23 protein-coding genes are annotated in these 23,647 nt (G+C 69.0%); 8 read left to right on the top strand and 15 right to left on the bottom strand.

Features of this window, described 5'->3' with window-relative positions:
• The 3 genes from QJS31_RS16475 to QJS31_RS16485 all read left to right on the top strand — a co-directional run bounded on the left by QJS31_RS16475 (position 1) and on the right by QJS31_RS16485 (position 1,904).
• A complete protein-coding gene (locus QJS31_RS16475) occupies positions 1–819 on the top strand; it encodes an ABC transporter permease (protein ID WP_282779490.1) in 819 nt (272 codons plus the stop codon).
• 92 nt (positions 820–911) lie between these two features.
• The gene (locus tag QJS31_RS16480; protein WP_051037548.1) at positions 912–1,424 is read left to right on the top strand and encodes a peroxynitrite isomerase; all 513 of its coding nucleotides are present in this window, start codon (positions 912–914) and stop codon (positions 1,422–1,424) included.
• A 255-nt stretch (positions 1,425–1,679) separates the two neighbouring features.
• Positions 1,680–1,904 (top strand): hypothetical protein, encoded by a 225-nt coding sequence (locus QJS31_RS16485; protein ID WP_143982027.1) that lies wholly within the window; start codon positions 1,680–1,682, stop codon positions 1,902–1,904.
• A gap of 11 nt (positions 1,905–1,915) precedes the next feature.
• On the opposite strand, the gene QJS31_RS16490 is transcribed toward QJS31_RS16485, so the two are convergent.
• The 3 genes from QJS31_RS16490 to ispG all read right to left on the bottom strand — a co-directional run bounded on the left by QJS31_RS16490 (position 1,916) and on the right by ispG (position 5,870).
• Positions 1,916–3,706: a penicillin-binding transpeptidase domain-containing protein gene (locus QJS31_RS16490; protein ID WP_306357083.1), complete on the bottom strand. Its 1,791-nt coding sequence runs from the start codon at positions 3,704–3,706 to the stop codon at positions 1,916–1,918.
• A 93-nt stretch (positions 3,707–3,799) separates the two neighbouring features.
• Positions 3,800–4,663: a GNAT family N-acetyltransferase gene (locus tag QJS31_RS16495; RefSeq protein ID WP_244961307.1), complete on the bottom strand. Its 864-nt coding sequence runs from the start codon at positions 4,661–4,663 to the stop codon at positions 3,800–3,802.
• 73 nt (positions 4,664–4,736) lie between these two features.
• Positions 4,737–5,870 carry a flavodoxin-dependent (E)-4-hydroxy-3-methylbut-2-enyl-diphosphate synthase gene (gene ispG / locus QJS31_RS16500; RefSeq protein WP_228808073.1) on the bottom strand — a complete coding sequence of 378 codons (1,134 nt, stop codon included), beginning with the start codon at positions 5,868–5,870 and terminating at the stop codon, positions 4,737–4,739.
• A gap of 238 nt (positions 5,871–6,108) precedes the next feature.
• Here ispG and QJS31_RS16505 point away from each other — a divergent pair, with 238 nt between their 5' ends.
• Positions 6,109–6,792: an endonuclease V gene (locus QJS31_RS16505; RefSeq protein WP_306357084.1), complete on the top strand. Its 684-nt coding sequence runs from the start codon at positions 6,109–6,111 to the stop codon at positions 6,790–6,792.
• 15 nt (positions 6,793–6,807) lie between these two features.
• Here QJS31_RS16505 and QJS31_RS16510 read toward each other — a convergent pair whose 3' ends face one another.
• From QJS31_RS16510 to dxr, 3 genes are read right to left on the bottom strand one after another with little or no spacing between them, the layout of a single operon-like run.
• Positions 6,808–7,560, bottom strand: a complete 753-nt coding sequence (locus QJS31_RS16510) for an AAA family ATPase (protein ID WP_306357085.1) — start codon at positions 7,558–7,560, stop codon at positions 6,808–6,810.
• A 35-nt stretch (positions 7,561–7,595) separates the two neighbouring features.
• Positions 7,596–8,798 carry an RIP metalloprotease gene (locus QJS31_RS16515; RefSeq protein WP_306357086.1) on the bottom strand — a complete coding sequence of 401 codons (1,203 nt, stop codon included), beginning with the start codon at positions 8,796–8,798 and terminating at the stop codon, positions 7,596–7,598.
• A 20-nt stretch (positions 8,799–8,818) separates the two neighbouring features.
• Positions 8,819–9,958 carry a 1-deoxy-D-xylulose-5-phosphate reductoisomerase gene (dxr, locus tag QJS31_RS16520; protein WP_282779497.1) on the bottom strand — a complete coding sequence of 380 codons (1,140 nt, stop codon included), beginning with the start codon at positions 9,956–9,958 and terminating at the stop codon, positions 8,819–8,821.
• Positions 9,959–10,086: 128 nt separating this feature from the next.
• Here dxr and QJS31_RS16525 point away from each other — a divergent pair, with 128 nt between their 5' ends.
• The gene (locus tag QJS31_RS16525) at positions 10,087–10,371 is read left to right on the top strand and encodes a DUF2631 domain-containing protein (RefSeq protein ID WP_039816066.1); all 285 of its coding nucleotides are present in this window, start codon (positions 10,087–10,089) and stop codon (positions 10,369–10,371) included.
• A gap of 95 nt (positions 10,372–10,466) precedes the next feature.
• Here QJS31_RS16525 and QJS31_RS16530 read toward each other — a convergent pair whose 3' ends face one another.
• Together QJS31_RS16530 and QJS31_RS16535 are read right to left on the bottom strand one after the other, a co-directional pair.
• Positions 10,467–11,207 (bottom strand): hypothetical protein, encoded by a 741-nt coding sequence (locus tag QJS31_RS16530; protein ID WP_306357087.1) that lies wholly within the window; start codon positions 11,205–11,207, stop codon positions 10,467–10,469.
• Positions 11,208–11,480: 273 nt separating this feature from the next.
• Complete coding sequence (locus QJS31_RS16535; protein WP_282779809.1) at positions 11,481–12,200, bottom strand: LysR family substrate-binding domain-containing protein; 720 nt, start codon at positions 12,198–12,200, stop codon at positions 11,481–11,483.
• A gap of 60 nt (positions 12,201–12,260) precedes the next feature.
• Here QJS31_RS16535 and QJS31_RS16540 point away from each other — a divergent pair, with 60 nt between their 5' ends.
• Positions 12,261–12,683, top strand: a complete 423-nt coding sequence (locus QJS31_RS16540; RefSeq protein ID WP_282779810.1) for a DUF5997 family protein — start codon at positions 12,261–12,263, stop codon at positions 12,681–12,683.
• Positions 12,684–12,707: 24 nt separating this feature from the next.
• Here the strand turns inward: QJS31_RS16540 and QJS31_RS16545 are convergent, their stop codons facing one another.
• The 3 genes from QJS31_RS16545 to QJS31_RS16555 form a co-directional block, all read right to left on the bottom strand.
• Complete coding sequence (locus QJS31_RS16545) at positions 12,708–13,631, bottom strand: hypothetical protein (RefSeq protein ID WP_282779812.1); 924 nt, start codon at positions 13,629–13,631, stop codon at positions 12,708–12,710.
• Positions 13,632–14,177: 546 nt separating this feature from the next.
• Complete coding sequence (locus QJS31_RS16550) at positions 14,178–15,038, bottom strand: NAD(P)H-binding protein (protein ID WP_282779814.1); 861 nt, start codon at positions 15,036–15,038, stop codon at positions 14,178–14,180.
• 10 nt (positions 15,039–15,048) lie between these two features.
• Complete coding sequence (locus tag QJS31_RS16555) at positions 15,049–16,071, bottom strand: saccharopine dehydrogenase NADP-binding domain-containing protein (RefSeq protein ID WP_306357200.1); 1,023 nt, start codon at positions 16,069–16,071, stop codon at positions 15,049–15,051.
• Between the two features lie 92 nt (positions 16,072–16,163).
• Between QJS31_RS16555 and QJS31_RS16560 the strand changes: the two genes are divergently transcribed.
• Positions 16,164–16,853: a TetR/AcrR family transcriptional regulator gene (locus QJS31_RS16560; protein ID WP_306357088.1), complete on the top strand. Its 690-nt coding sequence runs from the start codon at positions 16,164–16,166 to the stop codon at positions 16,851–16,853.
• A 50-nt stretch (positions 16,854–16,903) separates the two neighbouring features.
• Here the strand turns inward: QJS31_RS16560 and QJS31_RS16565 are convergent, their stop codons facing one another.
• Positions 16,904–17,248, bottom strand: coding sequence for a DoxX family protein (locus QJS31_RS16565; protein WP_306357089.1), 345 nt, complete (start codon positions 17,246–17,248; stop codon positions 16,904–16,906).
• Positions 17,249–17,407: 159 nt separating this feature from the next.
• Between QJS31_RS16565 and QJS31_RS16570 the strand changes: the two genes are divergently transcribed.
• Positions 17,408–17,992 (top strand): YdeI family protein, encoded by a 585-nt coding sequence (locus QJS31_RS16570; protein ID WP_306357090.1) that lies wholly within the window; start codon positions 17,408–17,410, stop codon positions 17,990–17,992.
• Positions 17,993–18,081: 89 nt separating this feature from the next.
• Here QJS31_RS16570 and QJS31_RS16575 read toward each other — a convergent pair whose 3' ends face one another.
• The 3 genes from QJS31_RS16575 to QJS31_RS16585 form a co-directional block, all read right to left on the bottom strand.
• Positions 18,082–21,540 carry a serine/threonine-protein kinase gene (locus QJS31_RS16575; RefSeq protein WP_306357091.1) on the bottom strand — a complete coding sequence of 1,153 codons (3,459 nt, stop codon included), beginning with the start codon at positions 21,538–21,540 and terminating at the stop codon, positions 18,082–18,084.
• A gap of 126 nt (positions 21,541–21,666) precedes the next feature.
• Positions 21,667–22,137 carry a Uma2 family endonuclease gene (locus tag QJS31_RS16580; protein WP_306357201.1) on the bottom strand — a complete coding sequence of 157 codons (471 nt, stop codon included), beginning with the start codon at positions 22,135–22,137 and terminating at the stop codon, positions 21,667–21,669.
• Between the two features lie 16 nt (positions 22,138–22,153).
• Positions 22,154–23,332, bottom strand: a complete 1,179-nt coding sequence (locus QJS31_RS16585; RefSeq protein WP_306357092.1) for an SMI1/KNR4 family protein — start codon at positions 23,330–23,332, stop codon at positions 22,154–22,156.
• Positions 23,333–23,647: the final 315 nt, after the last annotated feature.

The following is a 23,647-nucleotide window of genomic DNA, read 5'->3' on the forward strand; positions in this document are numbered from 1 at the left end:
ATGGCCATCTCCATGCCGGAACCCACGACCATCGCCCCCGAGGCCGAGGGCTCCCCCGTCGCGCTGGTGCGCCACACCTGGATTCAGGTGCAGCGGCTGCTGTTGCGCTGGCTGCGCGATCCGGTGACGCTGCTGGAAACACTCATCATCCCGTGCCTGCTGCTGCTCATGCTCGACATCGTGGTGGGCAGCCAGATCGAGAAGTTCACCGGCAGCAGCGCCCTCTACGGCTCGGTGCCGATGGTCGCGCTGGTCGGTGCGCTGTCGGGCACCATCGCCAGCGGCGTCATGCTCGGGCGGGAACGCAATGCCGGGCTGCTCGCCCGCTTCTGGGTGCTGCCCGTGCACCGCGCCTCCGGCCTGGCCGCCCGCATCATCGCCGAGGGCTGCCGCATCTTCGGCGGCACCGTGGTGATCATCGGCTTCGGGATGGCGCTGGGCTTCCGGTTCCATCAGGGGCCCCTCGCCACGCTGGCGTTCTTCGCGCTGCCGGTGCTGTTCGGGCTGGCCTTCGCCACCCTGGTCATCGCCATCGCCGTCTTCACCGCCAAGGCCACGCTGGTGGAGAGCATCACCATCATCACCTCGCTGCTCATGTTCTTCAGCACCGGCTTCGTCCCACTGCCCGCCTATCCGGAGTGGATTCAACCGGTGGTGCGCAACCAGCCCATGTCGGTCGCCGTCGACACCATGCGCGCCCTCGCCGAGGGCGGGCCGCTCGCCCGGCCGCTCACCCTCACCCTGATCTGGTCGATGAGCGCGATCGCGCTGTTCGCGGTGCCCGCCGCCATCGGCTACCGGCGGGCCAGCCGCCGCTGACCCGCGAACGCCGCCCCGCCCATCCAGACCCCTTGCGCGAATAACTTCCGCCGACGCGCGTCGAGATCACTCGGTCGCCGGTCGGGCGCACTATGCTGACCGCCGTGCTCGATCCCCAGACCCCTGTCGCGCCCCATCCGGATATCGCCCATCTCGCCCCGCTGCTGGGCACCTGGCGCGGCGGCGGACACGGCGAGTACCCGACCATCGACTCGTTCGATTATCTGGAGGAAGTGCACTTCGGCCATGTCGGCCGCCCGTTCCTCACCTACCGGCAGCGCACCCGCGCCGCCGACGGCAGCCGGCCCCTGCACGCCGAAACCGGCTACCTGCGGCCCAACGGGCCCGATCGCATCGAACTCATCCTGGCCCACCCGACCGGGATCACCGAGATCTGCGAGGGCAGCCTGGTCGCCGACGGCGACGGCCTGCGCATGGAACTGGACTCGACCAGCATCGGACGCAGCAGCACCGCCAAATCGGTGACGGCGCTCGGCCGCTCGCTGGCGCTGTCGGGCGACACCCTGGACTACACGCTGCGCATGGCGGCGGTCGGACAGCCGCTGCAACACCATCTCGCCGCGACGCTGCGTCGCGACAACTGAGACGCGACACCTGAGACGCGAGTCGAGCGATCCTCGCGGTTCGGACGAAATTTTCCGAACCTACTTTTAGGTATGTGACCTGCATCACCACATGTGGACGGGTGTGCGGGAGCGCACTCATGGGTTGTGCCGTCAATGAGAGCGATCTAACGTTTTGTTTCGGCGGCAAACAGTCAGCCAATCCTAAAGCAGTACCGGTTTACCGAAACAGACCGTTCGGGTCTCCTCACTCGCCCCACATCCAGGGAGTAGGACATGCAACGTTCGGCTTTTCTGCTCATCACCACGGTGGGGATCATCCTCGCCGGAACCGGAGCCAGCGAGCTACTCGGTGACGAATCCAGTCCCGCGCCCGCGGTGCGCAACCTGTCCCAGCAACAGCCCGTCGTGCTCGAGGCCGACGGGGGCGTGGTGCGACCCGCCGCCTGCGTGAAGCTCGCCTCGGGCCGATATTCCATTCAGACGCAGTCCACCCGCTGATCGCTCCCGGGTCAATAACCCGGTGGCAGCGCTGTCAGCATCTCCCTGGTTACCGCCACGGCATTGTCCGAGCTGCCCGCTTCGACGAGCAGCGTCGCCCAGGCCATATCCCCGCGGTAACCGATGAACCACGAATGTGAGCCGCCCTCCACCTCGGCCTCACCTGTCTTCCCGTACACCTCACCCTGATCGGCGATGCGTTCCGCGGTACCGCCCGTCACCACCTGGCGCATCATCCGCCGCAATCCCGCCACCACCTCCGGATCGATGGGAGGCCGCTGCCCGTCGACGGTGGTCTTGCTCCCGGAGATCAGATACGGCACCGGGGCCGAACCGTGCGCGATGGTGGCGGCCGCGAGGGCCATGCCGAACGGGCTCACCACCACCTTGCCCTGGCCGATGCCGTCCTCCGCGCGCTGCACCAGGTCCTGCGACTCCGGCACCTGACCGGAGATCGTCGGCAGGCCGACCACCGTGTAGTCCGGTCCGATACCCAGCTGCGCCGCCGCCGACCGCAGGGCGTCGGCGGGCAGGCGGCTGGCCAGCTTGGCGAAGGAGGTGTTGCAGGAGCGCTCGTAGGCGGTGGCCATGGGCACATCACCGACGGTGAAGAGGTTGTAGTTCGGAATGGTGCGCTCGCCGATGATGATTCGGCTCGGACAGGGCAGCACGGTATCGGGCGTCGCCAGCCCGGTGTTCATGGCCGCGGCGGCGGTCACCGTCTTGAAGGTCGAACCGGGCGGATAGAAACCGGAGGTGGCCACCGGACCGTCCCGATCGGCCTCCCGGTTCTGCGCCACCGCGAGAATCGCACCGGTGGACGGCTGCAACACCACCATCATGGCCTGCTCCCGGCGCGCGTCCACGGCATGCTGCGCGGCGAGCTGCACGAAACGGTCCAGACTCAGCGAGAAGGACGGCGCGGGCTGCGGACGCACCTCGGTGAGCAGGCCGGTGTCCACGCCATTGCGGTTGCGGGTGACCACACTCCACCCCGCCCGGCCGTCCACATCGTCGATAATGCTCTTGCGCACCTGAGAGAGCAGGTCGGGGGCGAAATCGCGATCGGTGGCGACCATATCCCACTGCTGGGACACCGTGACCCCGGGCAGACCGAGCAGATTCGCGCCCACCAGGTTGTACTCCCATTCGGTGAGCACCTCGACCGGGTACACCCCGCCGTCGGCCTTGCGCGCCGCCTTCAGAATCCCGTCGCCGGTGAGTTTGGGCAGGATCGGATTCAGCGCGGCGGCAATGGCATCGGCGACGTAGGCGGGATCGCGGGCCTGCGCCGGGGTGAAGACGATGCGGTGCACGGTGCCCGGGATCAGCACGTCGCTGCCGGAGCGTTCGTTCACGCGGGCCTGCGGGGCGGGGATGGAGCGCAGTTCCAGGGTCTGGGTATCGCCCAGGCGCGGATGGATATTCGACGAGGTCCAGCGCACCGTCCAGCGGCCCTCGCTGCGGCCCAGCTGCAGCTGGCCGTCGTAGGTCCAGATGCGGTCGCGGGGCAGCCGCCACGCGTAGCTGTAGTCGACGGTGGCGGTGTCACCGGAAACGCGGGTGTCGCCGGTGGTCACCTCGAGCCCCTCGGCCTGTAGCTTCTCCCAGGCGGAAGCCAATGCCGGACCGGCCTTTTCGGGCAGGTTGGTGAGTTCGGCGGCGGCGGTCACATCATGGCGGGCGAAGGCGTCGAAGAACGCCTCGGCGGTGGTCACCGGACGCTGTCGGGCGGTGGAGCATCCGACCGCGGCGAGCGTCACCGCCGCGGCGACGAGCAGGGTCAGCAGTCGCGTCGACATCGGCACCGAGGGTAGAGGCAACCACCCGCAAACCGGCGGTGACACACTGCACGCGAACGGATTTCGCCGGACACGTCACACCGCGGCGCGCGGTCAGTCCAGCAGCACTGTCGCGAATGTAGCGATTTGCCGGAATCCGACGGTGGCGTAGGCGCGCCGAGCGACCTCGTTGTAGCAGTTCACGTACAGGCTCGCGGTCCGCCCCGAGGCCACCACCGCGTTGGCCACCGCCGCCGTCCCCGCGGTGCCCACGCCCGCGCCCCGCCGCTCCGGATGCACCCAGACACCCTGGATCTGGCCGGTGCGCCGGGACAGCGAACCCACCTCGGCCTTGTAGACCACCTCACCGTCCTCGAAACGCGCCCACGCCCGTCCGGATTCGATGAGACCGGCGACGCGGCGGCGATAGCTGCGGCCGCCGTCCCCCGCGCGCGGATCGACCCCGATCTCCTCGGTGAACATGGCGATGGCGGCCACCAGGTAGCGGTCCAGCTCCTCGGGTCGCACCCGCCGCACCCGTAGATCCGGCGCGGCGCTCGCGGTGCGATCCAGGGCCAGCAGCGGCTGTTCGGCGCGCAGCTCCCGCGCTGGACCCCAGCGCTGCGCCAGCAACTCCCACAGCGGCAGCGCCAGCTCCCGGCGGCCCACGATGGATGAACAGATGCGGGGGCCGCGGACCGCACGGTCGGCGAAGGCCCGCAGATCATCGGGGGCGCCGCGCAGCGGCACCAGATTCGCCCCGGAGAAGCACAGCGAATTCCCCGGTCCGCCGCGGCTCCACAGCTCCCCGTAGCCACCCCGGGTATCCAGGCCGTATTCCTGGAGCCGGGCAGCTACCATGCAGCTCGCCACCGGATCGGTGTCGAGCACGCGCAATACCTGCGTCAGATCGCGGTTTGCGAGTTGACGGACACCGGAGACCTTGGTCCGGCGAGTCGGCTCCAGCACACTCCGCACGTTCACAGCCTGCCACGAGTTGTGAAAATGCGCCCCACGTATGCCGAAAGCCTCAGCGTCTGCCCAGGTCCGCTCAGCTGACGCTGACCACCGGCTCGCCCGCACCGGCGGCATCGCCCATCTGCTCGGCCAACCGCATGGCCTCCTCGATGAGCGTTTCGACGATGAGGTGTTCGGGCACCGTCTTGATGACCTCGCCCTTGACGAAGATCTGCCCCTTGCCGTTGCCGGAGGCCACACCCAGATCGGCCTCGCGGGCCTCACCCGGGCCGTTGACGACGCAGCCCATGACGGCCACGCGCAGCGGCACCTCCATCCCCTCGAGCCCGGCGGTGACCTCGTTGGCCAGGGTGTAGACGTCCACCTGCGCGCGACCGCAGGACGGACAGGACACGATCTCGAGCTTGCGGGGGCGCAGGTTCAGCGATTGCAGGATCTGGTTGCCGACCTTCACCTCCTCCACCGGCGGGGCGGACAGGGAGACGCGGATGGTGTCCCCGATGCCCTGGGATAGCAGTGCGCCGAAGGCGGTGGCGGACTTGATGGTGCCCTGGAAGGCGGGACCGGCCTCGGTCACGCCGAGATGCAGCGGGTAGTCGCACTGCGCGGCCAGCTGGCGGTACGCCTCCACCATGATCACCGGGTCGTTGTGCTTGACCGAGATCTTGATGTCGCCGAAGCCGTGTTCCTCGAACAGGCTCGCCTCCCACAGCGCCGACTCCACCAGCGCTTCCGGGGTGGCCTTGCCGTACTTGGCCATCATGCGCTTGTCGAGCGAGCCCGCGTTCACGCCGATGCGGATGGGGATGCCGGCGGCTCCGGCCGCCGCCGCGACCTCCTTGACGCGGCCGTCGAACTCCTTGATGTTGCCGGGGTTCACCCGCACCGCGGCACAGCCCGCGTCGATGGCGGCGAAAATGTACTTCGGCTGGAAGTGGATATCGGCGATAACCGGAATGGGGGACTTCTTCGCGATGGCGGCGAGGGCGTCGGCGTCCTCCTGCCGCGGGCATGCCACGCGCACGATATCGCAGCCGGACGCGGTCAGCTCCGCGATCTGCTGCAGGGTGGCATTGACGTCATGGGTCCGTGTGGTGGTCATGGACTGCACCGAGACGGGGAATTCGCTACCCACCCCCACTTTGCCCACCATCAGCTGGCGGGTCTTGCGCCGGGGCGCGAGGGTCGCCGCCGGTGCGGACGGCATCCCCAATGCGATGGCACTGCTCACGATCGGCTGCCTACTTTCGTGTTGCGATCTTGTCCTCACCCGTTCCGGTTCCGAGTCTAACGACGTCGGGTTACCGGCCGCCCTGTGACAGCGGCGACAAGCGTAGCCTGCGCCGACGCCTGCCCTGGAAGCGGTGTTGCCCTGCGGTCACTTGCAGCCGCATACAGTAAGTATTCGATTCTCGAGGGCGAAAGGTAACCCGGCGGAAGTGAAAGTGCAGATTCCTGATTCGTGGCCGGTCACCCCCGATGAGGCCATCGCCCTCCAAGACCGTCTCCGGCCGCTGGTGATCACGGAAAACCCTGCGCCACCGCACTTCCGGACGATCGCCGGACTCGACTCCGCCTACGACGACGACGGCAATGTGGTGGCCGTCGCGGTGGTCCTGGACGCCGCCACGCTGGAGACCGTCGACACCGCCACCACCGTCGGGACCACCGATTTCCCCTATGTCCCGGGCCTGTTGGCCTTCCGCGAACTCCCCACCACCCTCGCCGCCCTCGAAAAGCTCTCCACCACACCGGATCTGATCGTCTGCGATAGCCAGGGCCTAGCCCACCCCCGCCGCTTCGGCCTGGCCTGCCACCTGGGCCTGCTGGTGGACCTGCCCACCATCGGGGTGGCCAAGAACGCCTGGGGCGACTACGCCGAACCCGCCCCCGAACGCGGCGGCACCGGCGAGATCACCATCGACCGCGAACCGGTCGGCCGCGCCCTGCGCACCCGCACCGGCGTCAAACCGGTCTTCGTCTCGGTCGGTCACCGCATCGACCTGGACACCGCCTGCGCCCAGGTGCTGGCCCTCACCCCCGAATTCCGCCAGCCCGAGACCACCCGCCGCGCCGACCGGCTCTGCCGCCGCCTGCTGCGCGAGCTCTCGGCCACCGAAACAGCGTGAGCGCCCCGGCCCGGCCTACCGCGGCTTCAGCAGGTGCTCGAGATAGCGCTCCGGAGCGGCGAGAAAGTCCCTGGTCATGCGTACCGGCAGCGCGTCGTCGTAGCCGACGGTCTCGATGCCGTCGGCATCATCCAATTCGTAGATGGTGGCGCCCGGCAGCGCCAGCAGAATCGGCGAATGGGTCGCCACCACGATCTGACACCGCTGCGCGACCAGGTCCGACAGCAGCGCCAGCACGGCCAGGCAGCCTCGCGGCGACAGCGCCGCCTCCGGTTCGTCCAGCAGATAGAGCCCGTCGGGGTGGAATCGGTGGGTGATGAGATCGACGAACGATTCGCCGTGCGAGCGCTCGTGCGGTGATCTGCCGCCCATGACCGCGAGCTGCTCCGGCCCCAGCCGTTCGGTTTCGGTGGCCACGTTGTAGTACGACTCGGCGCGCAGGAAGAACCTGCTGCGCGGTTTGCGGGTGCCCCACCGCAGCACCAGGTGGTCACCGAGTTCCGACTCCGACGCGCGTGTGGCGAACCGGTAGTTCTGGCTGCCGCCCTCCGCGTTCATCCCGGCCGCGACCGCGATGGCCTCGATCAGCGTCGACTTGCCGCTGCCGTTCTCACCGACGAGAAAGGTCACCGTCGGTGACAGCGCCAGCGCGCCGACCCGATCGAGATGCCGCACCACCGGCAGATCGAAGGGGTACCCCGACGGCCGCGGCGTCGGAGCCGGTACCACCTCGCGGATGAAACCGCCCGCTCCGAATCCGCTGCGCACACCCGATGGTAACCAGCCCGACCCGTCGGCTTCCGCTACGGGAACAGCGTGATCGGATTGACGATGTCGGCGGCCAGCGTGAGCAGCATGTACGCGCCGCCGAGTACCACCACCACATAGGTGGCGGGCATGAGCTTCAGGTAGTCGACCGGTGCGCCGTCGGGCAGGCCGCGGCGATTGCGGAAGAGGTTGCGGATCTTCTCGTAGACGACCACCGCCATGTGTCCGCCGTCGAGCGGCAGCAGCGGCAGCAGGTTGAAGACGCCGAGGAAGAAGTTCAGGCTGGCCAGCACCAGGATGAACATGCCCCAGTAGCCGCGTTCGGCGGTCTCACCGCCGATGCGGCTGGCGCCGTAGACGCTGACCGGGGTCTCCGGATCGCGCTCGCCGCCGCTGACGGCATCCACCAGGGCGCCGACCTTGGCGGGCAGTTTGGCCAGCGATTCCACGGTTTTCACACCGAGTTCGCCGGTGAAGGCCGCGGCGGCGGGGAAAGCGCCGGGCAGGCTGTACTCGACCGGCGGGCCCGCGGTGGCCTGGCCGACGCCGACCTTCGAGACGGTCTCGGACCGGCCGTCCTTGTCGTATACCGTCACCCGCTCCGGGGTGATGGGAATGGTGAGGGTCCGACCGTCCCGCTCGACCGTGTAGGTGAACTCACCGGTCTGCTTCTCGGTCAGGGCGCGGAAGTCGTTCCAGGTGTCGACGGGGGTGCCGTCGACCGCGGTGACCAGGTCGCCGGGCTGCAATCCGGCGCGCTGGGCGGGGCCGTCGCCGGTGCACTCCTGGCGCGTGCCGTCGGGCGCGTAGCTCGCCACGCAGCCCATCGCACCCAACTGGGTCTCCGGCGGCTGCGTCAGATGCGGTAGTCCCCAACCCACCGCCAGCACCACGATGAGGAGGTAGCCGAGCAGGAAGTTCATCATGATGCCGCCGGACATGACGAACAGGCGCTTCCAGGTGGCCTGCCGGTACATGGCCCGATCCAGATCCTCCGGCTCCAGCTCGTCGAGGGCGGTCATGCCCGCGATATCGCAGAAACCGCCCAGGGGCAGCGCCTTCAGGCCGTACTCGGTCTCGCCGCGGCGGAAGGAGAACACCTTGGGGCCGAAGCCGATGAAGTAGCGCCGCACCTTCATCCCGGTGGCCTGCGCCGCCCACATGTGGCCGCATTCGTGCAGGGCAACCGAGAAGGTGATACCGAGCGCGAACAGTGCGAAGCCGATCGCGAACACCATGCGGTCTCGAATCCTCCTACCTAGTTGCGCACGAAGGCGCGGGCACAGTCACGCGCCCACGTATCCGCCGCGAGCACCTCGTCCAAGGTACTGGGTTCCGCGGACCAGCGGTCGGCGGACTCGACGACCCGCGCCACCGTGCGCACGATGTCGGGGAATCGGATCACGCCGTCGAGGAACGCCTGTACCGCGATCTCGTTGGCGGCGTTGTAGACCGCGGTCACGCAGCCGCCCGCCCTACCCGCCCGGCGGGCGAGTTCGACCGCCGGGAACACCGTATTGTCCACCGGCTCGAAGGTCCAGGTCGCCGCCTGGGAGAAATCGCAGGCCGTCGCCGCGCCCGGCACCCGGTCGGGCCAGCCCAGTGCCAGCGCGATGGGCAGCCGCATATCCGGCGGACTGGCCTGGGCCAGGGTGGAGCCGTCGGTGAAGGTGACCATGGAGTGCACGATGGACTGCGGGTGCACGGTCACGTCGATGCGGTCGTAGTCGATGCCGAACAGCAGATGCGTCTCGATGAGTTCGAGCCCCTTGTTGACCAGGCTCGCCGAATTCAGGGTGTTCATCAGCCCCATGGACCAGGTCGGATGCGCCTTGGCCGCGGCGGGATCGACCGATTCCAGCATCTCGGTGGTCCAGCCGCGGAAGGGACCGCCGGAGGCCGTGAGCACCAGCCGCTCCACCTCCTCGGCCCGGCCGCCGCGCAGGCACTGGGCCAGGGCGGAATGCTCCGAGTCGACCGGCACGATCTGTCCGGGCGCGGCCGCGCGAGTGACCAGCGAGCCACCCGCCACCAGGGATTCCTTATTGGCCAGGGCCAGCCGTCGACCCGATTCGAGGGTGGCGAGGGTCGGCTCCAGCCCGAGCGAGCCGACCAGCGCGTTGAGCACCACATCGGCGTCGGTATCGCGCACCAGTTGCGCCGCCGCGTGCGGACCGGCCAGCGGCACACCGAGTTTCGCGGCGGCCTCGGGATCGGCGACCGCCACGTTTCCGGTACCGGTGGCGGCGATCTGGCTCGCCAGCAGTTCGGTATTGCCGCCGCGCGCAGCCAGGCCCACCACTTCGAATCGATCCGGATTGGCGGCGATCACCTCGAGCGCCTGTGTGCCAATGGAACCGGTGCTGCCCAGCAGCAGGACTTTCACAACGTCGGACACGCGTTCATTGTCTCCCGAATCGAATCCGGCCGATCCCCCGGCCGCGTCACCGCCACCCTGCTGGCTACGACGCATGGTCGTATGCCACCATATTGGCCAGCAATCAATCGAGCCATCAAGGAGCGAAAGTGGCCGCCACGGAACTGGAACCCACCCACAGCGCCGGTGTCGTCACCAAGGTCGATCCGGCCGAGGTTCCTTCCGCCGCCTGGGGTTGGAGCGGTGAGTCGAAGCGCACCTTCCGCATCGCGGGCTGGGTGGTCGTCGTGATTCTGCTCGGCATGCTGTTCGAGGGCCCGCAGGGCGCTTCCTCCGGTTCGGGCAATGTCGGTTACCTGTTCACCATCGGCTTCGCCGCGCTGCTCGCGTTCGTGCTGATTCGCGACTCGATCATTTCCCGCAAGCCGCGGTAGACGCGCCGGGACGTACGCGTCGGGCCGGGTCGCTGTGCGCGACCCGGCCCGTTTCGCCGTAGCAACCGATAGGAACTACCGGTTCCCGGTAGGACTTACTGGTTCTCGGGGGCGTTGATGCGCTGCACGAAGCCGATGCCGACCACGATCGCGGCGGGCACGCCGGTCAGCACCAGACCCGCGGCGGCACCCAGCGGAATGCCGATGCCCGCACCGGTGATGCAGCCCATGAGGGCACCCGGAATGATCGTGACGCCACCGATCGCCAATGCGGCACCACCTGCCAGCGCACCGAGCAGGCATCCCGCGCCACCGCCGACAATGGTGCCGATGAGGGTGCCGATCGAAGTGATGATGCCGAACTGGGTCGCGGCCGCGGACACCGCGTCATCGAACGCGTCCTGGCGGACCACATCGTGGCGCAGCGGGTTGCCGTCCGCCGCGACCGGGTGCGCGGCATCGGTGCGCGGGGTCAGAGTGGCACGCAGACCGTCGATGGCAGCGTCGATCGGGTACTCGAGATCACCGATCGTGAAGGCGAGCGGGAGTCCGACGACGACGTTTCCGGCGTCGTCGCGCACCTGGAACTGGCCGTTGTCATTGGCGAGGGAGCCATGGTCGGTCTCGACGACGACGGCGTCGCCCTCGATGCGAGTCTGCCAGTGAATTCCCGGCAGCACCTGGTTCACACCCTGGTTGACACCGTCGATCAGCGAGGGGATGACGCCCGGCGCGGGGGCCGGAGCCGGGGCTGGCTCCGCGTAGGAGGTGCCGGTGGCAATGCCGAGTGCCGCGATGACCAGGGCCGAGGTTGCGGCGACCTTCGTGAACTTCATATGTGTGCGTCGCTTTCGAAACAGCGTTTCGCGCATCCAACTTCTGGAGCGCGGGTCCTCGGTGAGCACCCGTGGTCAAGTGTCCAGCAGATTGTTGCTGAAAAGTAACTTAGAAAGTGCTGAATGTTAGGAAAGCGTCAATAGAACCAGACCGCAGGTCTGAAAAGTCCCGTAGTGGGCCAACTTTCGGCATTCGAGGAAGTGTGCATGATCTACGTCACAAAACCATCGAAAACGGACCGAAGCGGTATAGCTCACAGGCTATAAGCGCAGCTAGCGACCTCTGCGCCGACCGTTACGCCCACCCGCGGCACGCCCCCGGCCGGCTCCCGCACGCTGCCCGGCAGCCGGTCGGCCACTCCCCGTCTTCTGCCGCTTCTGCACCGACCGCTTCGGCTGCTCCCCGGTTGCCTCACGTCCGGACGGCGATCGGGAGCTGCGCTCGGTCCGGCCGCGCACGATGCCGACGAATTCCTCGGTGGTATCCGAGGTCGCCTCGACCGGCCAGGCCAGCGCGATCTGGGTGTCGGGTGCGTCGGTGACCGTCCGGAACACCACATCCCGGCGGTGATGCAGACGGGCGATGGAATGCGGCACGATGGCGACCCCGACATTGGCGGCCACCAGTTCGATGGCACCGGCGGCGGCATCCAGATCGGCGGTGTCCTGCACGCGCTCGTCGGCCAGGTCGGCGGTGCTCACCTCGTCGTAGACCGAGATGGGGTGGTCCTTGGGCACCACCACGACCGGCACCTCACGGTAGAGCGGGATGGCGTGCATACCCTCCCGGTCGATGGGCAGCCGCACGAAGCACATGTCGACGCGTCCGGACCGCAGCGCCTCGTCCTGCTCCCCCTGGGCGACGACGACCAGTTCCAGGCGCTGTCCAGGAAACCGCTCGCCCCACTTGCGCTCCCATTTTGTGGGCGTGACACCGGGAACGAACCCGACCCGCAGCGCAGGAGCGTCGGCGGACGCGTCGTCGTTGGTCATTCCCGACAGCGTACTGAACCGCCGGATCGGCCCCGCCGACCCGCCCGATAGGCTTGGTCGGTGAGCCCGGACCAGAATTCCCAACTGATGAAGCCGCTGACGGCGGCCGACAAACTCGGCGTCTACCTCCCCGCCACGCCGGAGGAGTTCCGCGGCACTCCGATCTCCCGCGCCCAACTCGACGAACTGCGCGAGAACCCGCCGCAGTGGCTGACCGACCTGCGCGCCAACGGCCCGTTCCCCCGCGACATCACCGCCCGCAAACTCGGCATCACCAACAGCGGCCTGAGCCGCGCCGAGGTCGCCGACGCGCTGACCGCCGCCGAGATCGCGGAGCTGCTGGCGGATCCGCCGGACTGGCTGGTGCGCGAACGCGCGAACGCCGAGCAGGTGCGCGCCGAGGCGCAGCGGGTGCAGGCCCAGCGCGAGGAGCGCCGGGCCACCGGCAACCGGCCCCGGCGCGACCGCGGAACAGGATGGTAGAACGCCCGTTCCCGATGCGGCCGATCAGGCTCCCGGCGGACCGGAGTACGGGCCACCCGCCGTGGGCGGGGTACCGGATCCGACGTACGGAGCCCCCGGTTGCCCGGGATAAGGCGCTCCCGGCTGCCCCGGGTACGGCGCTCCCGATTGGCCGGGATACGGATTCGCAGGTTGCCCGGGGTACGGCCCTCCCGGCTGTTCGGGATACGGCATTCCCGCCGGTCCGGCGTAGGGCGCGTACCCGGCGGGGGCCGGGCGGAAGTACGCCGTGGACTGCTTGTTCCACAGCAGGATCACCGCGGCGAGGCCGACGCACCACAGCACCACGCTGAACACCGTGGACACCACCGTGGTGCGCGCCTCCGGCATGAAGATGCCGATCACGGCGAACAGCATGGACGCCGTGTAGAGGCCGAAGAGGACCGTGGCCGTGACGCGGGCCCAGTTCTTCCCGGCCCGGTTGGCGAAGGCCATCCACACCCACAGCCCCACCGAGATCAGCGAGAACACCACGCCGACCCCGAACGAGACCGCCACCAGCGTGTCCAGCTCACTCTGGGTGAACACGCCCTCCGTGGTCTCGGCCATCTCCTCGCGCAGCGACGGCAGTTGCAGAAAGCCGATCAGCGTACTGAGGACGGTCAGCACCGCCCCGGCCAGCATGAGGTAGTAGGCGTTCCGGACCGGACGCGGCGGCCCCGGCGGCGTGACCGCGGCGTCCGGATACGGCTGGTACGCGGCCGGATACGGTGGCGGCGCGGCGGGATCATGCCCGGGTGCGGCCGCGTACGACGACGGCGCGCCGGGGAATTCCGGGTATCCGGCGGAATAGGACGTCGGTGCGGCGGGGTAGGAGGGCGGCGTCGCCACCTGCTGTGTGGGTGCGTCGGCAGGTCGCGGGGGGTGCGCGCCGCCGGGCGGGGGCAGGTGCGGCGGGGGCGTGGACATGTACTGCGTGGGCGGGTCGACGGGCGGTGGGTTCCCATCAGCCCGCGGGCTCGGGTTCGCCCACGGGTTCGCGTCGGCATGCATGTTCGCCTCGGTCCGCGGCGGTGACGTGGACACCTGCCCCGTCGACGCATCGACAGCCTGCGGATTCGCCGCGGTCCGCGGCGACGCGGTGCCGGGTCGGGTCGACGCCTCGGAAGGGTACGGCTTCGTCTCGGCCGGTGAGTTCGCTTCGGCGCGCGGTGGAGTATCGGCAGGCGGCGGAGTATCGGCAGGCGGCGGAGAACCGGCAGGCGGCGGAGAACCGGCAGGCGGCTGTGCGGCCGCGGACCGGCGGTCGTCCGGTGCGGCGGCGGCCTGCGGTCGCTCGGTAGCGTGTGGCCGCGCGGTCCGATCGTCCGGAGCCGCCGCCGAGTGCCACGGCTGCTCCGGATACGGCGGGCGTAGGTCCGGGTGCTGGTTCGGCTGCGATTGTTCGCTGGTCACGGGCTCTCCCCCTGCGGTCGGTGTCCGCCGCAGCATATCCCGGGCCGGGTGGCGTCGCGGTCAGGCGTCGGGGCGGTGGCGGGCCACGTATTCGCGCAGTGTGAGCGGTGGTCGGCCGCCGATATCCGCGATGGCCTCGGTGACGCGGTAGAGCTGGTGGCCGGATCCGATGGCGGCGAACATGCGCCAGAGGTGGGAGAGGTGTTCGACGACGACCTCGTCCCGGTACCGCGCGGCGGCGGTGCGCTCCCACTCCCGCGGGTCGACGTCGACGTAGCGCACGCCGAAGGCCGCTGCCGCCTCGCCCGCGGTCAGCACCTCTCCGGTGAGCCAGTACACCGGGTCCGCCTTGTCGGCGCGCAGCAGCAGGCCGGCGCCCACCCGCGCGACGTCCTCGGCCGCGATCAGGGGCAGCACGGTATCGGGTGAGCCGAGCGGCAGCGCCAGAGCGCCGCTGTGCTCGACCACCACCCGCAGATTCTCGAAGAACACCGCCGCCCGCAGGTGCACGGCCCCGATCTCGGCGCGGTCGAGGACCTGTTCGGCGACCCAGTGCCTGCGCATGTGCGGGGTGCCCGCCTGCGGATCCGAACCGAGCTGCGATACCGCGACCACGCGTTCGAGCTGTTCGCGATGCGCGGCCGCGGCGAAAGCCGCCGTGGCGTCGAGCATTCCGGCGGTGACCGGATAGGTGAAGTACGCGCGGCGCACCCCGTGCACGGCGGGCAGCACGGTGGTGATCTCGCGGAGATCGCCCACGGCGACCTCCGCGCCCAGCTCCCGGAGTTCGGCGGCGCGGGCGTCGTCGGCGCGCACGAGGGCGCGGACCGGCCGATCGGCACGACGCAGTGCCTCGACGACCCGGCGACCGGTGGAGCCCTGGGTGCCGCCGGCCGCGCCGGTGACGAGTATCGGTTCCATGCCGTCCTCCTCAGGATCCGGTCGGCAGGTCGACGGTGAACGCGCCCCGATCGGCCAGTGCGCCGAGGAATTCCGGCGCGTCGAACGCTTCGCCCGGGCTGACGACGCCGCTCTTCACCGCGCCTCCGGTGACGCGGACAGCGGCCTCCACGGAGGCGAGCGCACCCGCCCGCCAGAGATCACGTCCGCGCAGCGTGCCGGATGCCGATCCCGATGCGCCGAGAACCTGTGCGGCAATGGTGAATTCGCTGTCGGCGCGGTCGGCGGCGTCGAGGTGTTCACTGGCGAACGCCTGTTCCTCCTCGAAGGTGCGGGCGGTGAGCTGCGCTTCCACCGAACGCACGGTGGTGTGCCGGGGCACGGTGAACGCCTCCGGGAACGGGACGGGCGCGATGACGGTACGCGGTCCGACGGGTGGCGGGAAGGCGAAGACCGCATTGCGCGGTTCCACGAATCCGATGCGCAGTTCCCCGTTCTCGAAGCCGACGCGCTCGGTGTCGGCGAACAGCAGCCGGGCCGTATTCACCGCTCCCGTGGTCATCTTCCAGTTGGTCACCGCGTACGCCACGGTGATGCGGTCGATGTCGGCGACCCCGCGCGCCACCGCACCGGCGAGCAGGTCGCCGAGGCCGCCGTAGAAGCTGAGACTCGGGATCATGGTGATCCCGGCGCGCTGCGCGGTCTCGGCGAGGGTGTCGTACAGCTGCCGCACCGGGTGCACCTCGACGGAATGGTCGATGTAGTGGCAGCCCGCCTCGGCCGCGGCCCGCGCGACCGGCATACCGGTGACGGCGAACGGGCCCGCGCAGTTGACGATCACATCGGCGGTATCGGCAAGTGCGCGTAGCGATTCGGCGTCGTCCACGGCGGCGGTGTGCGTTGCGATCGAGCCCGCCGTGCTGATCGAATCCAGGGCGGCCAGTTTGTCGGGACCGCGGCCGGACGCGATGACGTCCTTGCCGCGGGAGAGGAGTTCGGCGATGACCAGTCGGCCGGTGTGGCCGGTGGCCCCGTAAATGGCGTAGCTCGTCATGGTGATCAACTTCCATACTCTGGGTACGCATTTCGAGACTTGCATACCCCGAGTACGCAAGTCAATGATCCGTCGGCGGATACATTGAGTGCGTGAGCACGCGCCGCACCCAAGCCGAACGGTCGGACACCACCACCGGCAAACTCGTCGCAGCCGCCCGAAACCTGTTCGGGCACAATGGCTACGCCGCCACCTCCATTGCCGCCATCGCTACCGCGGCCGGTGTCACCAAGGGCGCGGCCTATCACCACTTCACCGATAAGCGAGCCCTCTTCCGCGCCGCGTTCATCGCCGAACAGGAATGGATGGCAGCCGAACTGGAGCAGGTCGCCGCCGCCGCTCCCGACTCCTGGACCGCCCTGCTGACCGGCTGCCGCACCTTCCTCGAACGCAGCCTGGAGCCGCGCTTCCGCCGCATCGTCGTCCTCGACGCCCCCGCCGTACTCGGCTGGGACACCGTGCGCGAGATCGAATCCGACCACACCCTGCGCGTACTCACCAGCGGACTGGCCCTGGCGACCGCCGAGGGCGAGCTATCCCCCGGCGACCTCCAGATCCGCCGCCATCTCGTCTTCGGCGCGCTCTGCGAGGGCGGAATGATGCTGGCGCGCACCGAGGATCCCGCCACCGCCCTACCTCTCGTCGTCGCCGAGGCGGGCAGGCTGCTCGCGGCGCTGCGGACCACCGCTACGCACGCCGAGCCGCTACCGGACCCGTGCGGGCCAGCGGCCGACCCACTCGGGCACGAGCGTGTGCCCGGTCGGCGCCCGCACCGAAGCTGAAGTTCTCGCGGGCCCGTCGCGTGCCGGGATGATCTGGCGCAGTGCGGACTTCACATGCTGAGCACTCTCAGCAGCAGCACGGCCACCGACAACGCCGTCATCGCCAGCGGGGCCACCAGGTTCTTCCAATCCGTGGCGCGAACATGGAATCCGATCGCGCCGAGGAAGTAGGCGATGAGCCCGATGGCGGCGGCGATACCGATGGGCACCCACCAGAGCCCGACGATCAACCCGGCGGCCCCGGCCAGCAGCGCCCCGGCCAGCCACGGCAGCCAGGTATCCGGTACGCCGATGGCCGTGTAGCCCTGGACGAAGGGCTCCCGCCGGGTGAGCTTGACGAACGCCGAACCGGACAGCAGCACGGCCAGCAGAATGGAAACGATCACGGTAGCCACGAACACGGCGGCCTCCTCGACGAGCCTGGCGCCTACGCTCTCGACGTTACCGCGCGGCGCGCGCCCCTGGCCAGGTCATCCACGCACATAAGCGCTCACTCGATGAGCACTTATGTGCGGAGGATAGTTCTCGACATCCATCGAGAAGGAGACGAGAAGATGACCACCGTCGTCGCACGCGATGCGGCCGAATGGCGCGCCTGGCTGGCCGAACACAGCCACACGACCACCGAGGCGTGGCTGGTGATCCGGCATGTCGGTTGCGGCATTCCCAGTGTGCGCATGCACGAGGCCATGGAGCAGGCGCTGTGTTTCGGCTGGATCGACAGCGTGCACCGCACCTACGACGCGGACAGTTCGATACTGCGATTCACACCGAGGGGCCCGCGCAGCACCTGGAGCAAGGTCAACCGGGACCGAGCCGCGCGCCTGATCGAGCAGGGACTGATGACCGAGCGAGGTCGAGCGGTGATCGAGCGTGCGCGCACCGACGGAACCTGGCAGCCGCTGCCGGATGCGGCCGCCACCGCCATCCCCACCGACCTGCGACGCCCGCTGGAGCGAAACACCGTGGCCGACGCGAACTTCCGCCGCTTTCCACCGTCCTCGAAACGCCTGATCCTGGAATGGATCGCCAGCGCGAAACGCCCCGAGACCCGCGCTCGGCGCATCGCGCGCACGGTGGAACTCGCCGCCCGCAACCAACGCGCCAATCATCCCGGTGTGCGCATCGCCGACGCCTGAACGCGCTCATCGGTGGACGGGGCCACGGGTCCCGGCCGTCCCGGGTGCCGCGCGTCCCGCCGCGCCACCCCGAGACTCGAACGCTCGGGCTAGAGCGTCTGTGCGGCTTCGGCTTCCACCAGCGACCGCAGGAATCCGTCCGGCACCTCGGGCCATTCCGGCCGCCATCGACCGGCGACCCGATCCTCGTGCAGGGCGGCCAGCGTCGCCACCACATGCGGCCCGCCGTCGAGGATGTAGCGCACCGACCCGTGCTCCGCGCACTGCGCGCACACGGTGGCCAGCAGTACCTTCGCGGCCTCGGTGCGTCCAGTGGCGGCCAGGCAGGCGACGAGCATGCGCCGGGCCTTGAGCAGTTCCCTCGGCCGGTGCACGGATTCGAGCCGATCCACCCACTCCCGCGCCCAGCGGTACGCGAGTTCGGCACGGGCGGGCGAGGATTCGGCCAGCAGCAGCCGGATGGCGGTGAACTCCTCGTAGAGCACCGTGAATTCGTCGATCTCGTCCATCGGCTCGCGACGCCGCTCGTAATCGACCACCGGCAGCGGACCGAAGTCGGGATGCGCGGGCAGGCCGAGCCGCAGCCGCTCGTTCTCCACTTCGGCCCGCAGTCGGGGCAGCGACATCGAATGCGCCACGCGCGCGCCCTCGTTCAGTCGGCGAATGGCGGCGGCACGGTCCCCGCGCAGGGCCTTGATCCGCGCCCCGACCACATAGCGGGCCAGCTTGAAGTCGACCACCCCGGCGTCCGGCCCCAGTTTGTAGCCCTCGTCCAGCAGCCGTTCCGCCACACCGATCTCGCCTCGCTCGTACAGCAGTTCACCGAGCAGCGATCCGGCGAGCCGAGCACCGTAGGAGTGGCTCCCGCCGGACTGCTTCGCCACCTTCAGCGCGGCCCGGAAGTAGTGTTCGGCCCGTTCGATCTCGAGTTGCAGACTCGCCGCCAGACCGAGGAAGCACAGGCCGTGCACCTTGTTGTAGAACCCCTTGTTCCGGCGCATATACGGTGCCGCCCAGTCCTGGATGCGCACCGCCTCGTCGAAGTCGTAGCGGTAGGCCGCCGCGAAACAGGCCACATTGGCCCCGATCGCCACCACATAGGGCGAGAGTTCGTCGGCGCGCGCGAAGCACGGCGCCAGCATCTCCTCCACCCCGATCAGCACATCCCGGCGCACGCTCACCACCGCGTGCACCACGCCCGCCTCGGCGCGCAGCAGGGCGGTGGCGTCGGCGTCGAGGCCGTCGTGGTCGAAGGTCGATTCCGCAAGGCGCAGTGCGCGTTCCGCCGCGTCGGCGCGGTGCAGCAGGATATTCGCCCACGCCAGATCCAGTTGCAGTCGGGGATGCGATTCTATGACCGCCGGGGGCAATTTGTTCACCAGCCCGATGAGGCTGGCCATCTGCCCGTACTCGAGCAGTGACATGCCGTCGCGTTCCACGATGTCGACGGCGCCGGTCTCGTCCCCGGCCAGCAGCGCGTGATCCACCGCCTCGCTGACGTGCCGATGCTCGGCGAACCAGCGCGAGGCGTTCCGATGCAGCAGGTCGATACGTTCGGGCAGATCATGTTCGAGCCGCTGCCGCAGGAAATCCCGGAACAGATGGTGGTATTGGAACCAGCGACCACCGTCGAGACGGCGCAGGAACAGGTCCTGCTGTTCGATCCGCTCCAGCAGCACGTGCCCGTCGGTAACTCCGGTGAGCGCGGAAGCCAGATCGCCACAGACGCGTTCGGTGATCGAGGTCGCCACCATGAAGTCCAGCGTCTCGGGTTCCAGGGTGTCGAGCACGTTCTCGGCCAGGAACGCGCCGATGGCGTGGTGGCGGCCGGTCAGCTGGGCGATGAGGCGTCCCGGTTCGTCGCTGCCGCGCAGCGACAGTGCCGCCAGTTGCAGGGCAGCGACCCAGCCGCCGGTGGACTCGGTGAGGTCCTCCACATCGCCGCGATCCAGGTCCAGCCCACCCAGCCGCACCAGCAGGTCGTATGCTTCATCGGAGTCGAAACGCAGTGCGGCGGGGCCGATTTCGACCAGCTCGTGGCGGGCCCGCATGGCGCTCATGGGCAGCCCGGTCTGGTTGCGGCTGGTCACCACGAGGTGCAGGACGGGGCTGGAGCCTTCGATCAGGAAGCGCAGTGCGGCAACGGTGCCGGGGTCGGCGACGCGGTGCCAGTCGTCGATCACCACGGTCAGCTGCTCACCGCGCCGGTCGATATCGTTGATGAGCTCGGTCAGCACGAAACGTCCGGCCTCGTCGCCGTGTTCCTCGAGCAGTTCGCCGAGTTCCCGCGCCAGCGCGGGCCGGACCGCGCGCACGGCCTCGATGAGATGCGAGAGGAACCACACCACATTGTCGTCGTCACTGTCGACGGTCAGCCACGCCACCGACCCGCCCTCGGCACGCACGGCCGCGCACCACTGCGCGGCCACGGTGGTCTTGCCGAAGCCGGTGGGGCCGTGGATGACCGCGAGCCTGCGGTCGCATCCGTGCCGGAGCGGTGCGAGCAGACGGGGGCGTTCGACCAGCGGCCGGGTGCGTTCCGGTGGCCGCAGCCGGGTGGCGGGTACCGGCGGGGTGGTGCGGGTGGTGGTGCGGCGCCGTCCGGTCGGGGTGGTGGCCGGGCGCGGAGCGAGCGAGTCCGCGGCGGGGACGGGCAGCGGCATCTCGTCGGGTGCGAGCCCGAGCCGGAGCTGAACCTCGCGCAGCGCAGTCCCGAAATCCGCTGCGCTGGGGTAGCGTTCACCGCGATCGCGGGCCATGGCGGTTTCGATCACGCCGATCAGGTCGGGCGGTAGGCCGGCGTCACCGAGGTCCGGCAGCGGCTGCCGGGTGATCCGCACGAACTGCGCGACCAACTGTTCACCGTTGCGGCGTTCGAACACCGCGTGCCCGGTCCCCGCGCAGAACAGGGTCGAGGCCAGGCTGTACACGTCGGCCGTGGCATCCGGCACCTGCCCCTGTAACACCTCGGGCGCGGTGTAGGCGGGCGATCCCGTGATGGTGCCCGCCGTCGTCTCGAAACCGCCTGCCAGCCGGGCGATTCCGAAGTCGGCCAGTTGCGGCTCGCCGTATTCGGTGAGCAGGATATTGCCGGGCTTCACATCCCGGTGCAGCAGTCCGCGCCGGTGCGCGGTCTCCAGCGCACCCGCGATCTTCACCCCGATACGCAGCACATCCGGCCATTCGAGCGGGCCGTGCTGGTGAATCCGCGCATCCAGCGACCCGTGCCCGTGGTACGGCATCACGATGTAGGGCCGCCCCGTCGCGGTGGACCCCACCTCGAATACGGTGACGATGTTCGGATGCCCCGACAGCTTCCCCATGGCGAGCTGTTCCCGCACGAACCGTTCGAGCGCCTCGGAATCCAGATCCGCCGTCAACACCTTGATCGCGACGGTCCGGTCCAGGGCCGCCTGAAAACACCGATACACCACCCCGAACCCGCCCCGCCCGATCTCCCGAGCCGCACTGAACCCGCCCGCCTCGAGCTCCGCCGCGAACCCTGCGCTCAGGTCGCGTTGCGTGGTGTGCGGATCGATATGCGCCACGACGACCTCGATACGAAACGTGCCAGTTACCACGAGCATATGCCTGTCGAGGTATTCGCGCGGCACCTCACGCGGCATGGCGGCCGCGGTCCGCGCCCAGCAGCCGCTCAGCCCACCACCGTCGGGTCAGTCCAAGCCGAGATCGAGTTGATTCCAGCTGATGGTCACGGTGAGTGGATCCGCAGCATCGATCGCCGTCGCATCTCCACGCGCCCGCAACGACATCCTCTCCAGGACGTAGATCCCTTCGGCGGTGAGCCGCAACGTTTCGATCGACGCCGCGGGACCGTCGTCTTGCACCATGCGCACGATCCAGTAGTAGGGGATGCCCAGCCGCGCGTACTCCGCGCGCTTCTCCACCAGATCCGCGGTCACCGTATTCGGTGATACGACCTCGACGACCAGCAGCGTGTCCGATGCCGTCGGCCTAACGTCATCACCACGCCCCCCAACCGCGAAGACTTCGCCAGCATCGAGACCCCCGGCATGATCAACCCGGTTGCTCGGTCCGGGAGGGCCACGCCCATGCCTTCGATCAGCGCGAGCCGCTGGTCGAGGCCGCGAACAATCGCGGACCCGGCCATCGCTGGTGTCGATGCGGTGGCGGGTGGCCCTATTGACCGGCGGTGCGCAGCCGGGAGAGCCACCACAGGTCCCGGCAACCCTTCAGCAGGTGGTCACGGACGGTCCGCCCCATGGCCGGACGTCGGCCGTACTTGGTGAAGTACTCGCCGTCTTGCAGAAGATCCCGGACACAGCCGTCGGTGATGTCGATGCCGTAGAACGTCGTGCTGGACATCGCGAACGGGATGGTCGGGAGATATCCGACCCGTTCGACCAGCGGGGCCGGCTTGTCTCGCTGTTGCCCGGAGGCCAGGATCTGGGCGGCCTCGGCGGTCCAGGCGGGCGGATCATACCGGTAGTCCTCGTCGCTTTGCTTGCGCGCCAACTCTTCTCGCCACCGAACCCCGTCACGGATGTCCTGTACCGACAGGACGTCCCCGAGGCCCCAATACGGGGTGGCAAGTCCATTCGACTCCGACAGCAGCTCCCGATGTTCGGGGTGCAGCCTGCCGCCCAGTTCACGGTCGAGCGCGTCCAGCTCCGCTACCGTCGCACCGGCCCGCAACGGTGCGGGGCGGTCAGGATTCCTGCTCTGGATCAACTCGCCGATCTTCGCGACGATCTCGGCCATTGTCGGCGGGGCGGCACGGAGGTTGCGGCCCTGCCAGGGTTCCGAATACTCGCCCAACGTGGCCTGATCGGCGTCGGCGGTCATGCTGTCGAGCTGGGCGCGGACGTAGCTGTACAGATCGGGGTAGGTCATCTCCGGTGGCAGCGGAACCGCCGCACCGATCGGCAGATCCGACGCCGGGCCGACGAACAGGAATACGTTGCCGCTGTAGCCGTTGTCGTTCTCGACCACCAGTTGAAAGCTGGCCGGGTCGTTGGGAGCGCCGATCTCGTCTCCCCAGTCGTTGTCGTCGAACCAGATCCCAGCCTGCGTCAACCCCGATTCCCAGCGCGGACCTGAGCCGATGTCCTCGGTGCCCAGCAGGCTGTAGCTGATCCAGAAGTGGTCCCATCCATTGGCCACCGAAAGCAGTTCTCGATACTGCGGATCGAGCCGACGCCCCAGCCTGGACTCCGCCGCCCGCAGCTGCTCCTCGCTCGCACCCGGCTTCGGCATCGTGTCCGACTCATGGTCTCCGAACGTCACAAGTCGCCGCTTCTGCTCGACGAGCCCGTCGACCAGCTCTCGCCACGCCTTCCGATCAACCGCTGTGCCCATATCAGCTCCTGGTTCGCGACGCGTTCTATCAGCACAGGTTCTGCACGAATTGGACCGATCGAACGGTACCGCAGACGCCGACTGATCGGATCGAGGAGCTGCGCCCCGCGCCATGAAGTCAGCTCCCGGAGTCCGGACGGGAAGCGGCTTCGCCGTGCGCTGACGGCCACACGGCGGCCAAGCGCTCGAGCCGCTTCCGATACTCGGCTGATCCAGGATCTGGCGACTCATCGGCGACGAGGGAACCCAGAAAGCGGATATCGGGGTCGGTGATCCGTCGTAGTACGGCCGGGCTGTACACGAGGCGCACTCGCC

This window comes from Nocardia sp. CC213A (assembly GCF_030766805.1).
GTDB classification, from domain to species: domain Bacteria; phylum Actinomycetota; class Actinomycetes; order Mycobacteriales; family Mycobacteriaceae; genus Nocardia; species Nocardia otitidiscaviarum.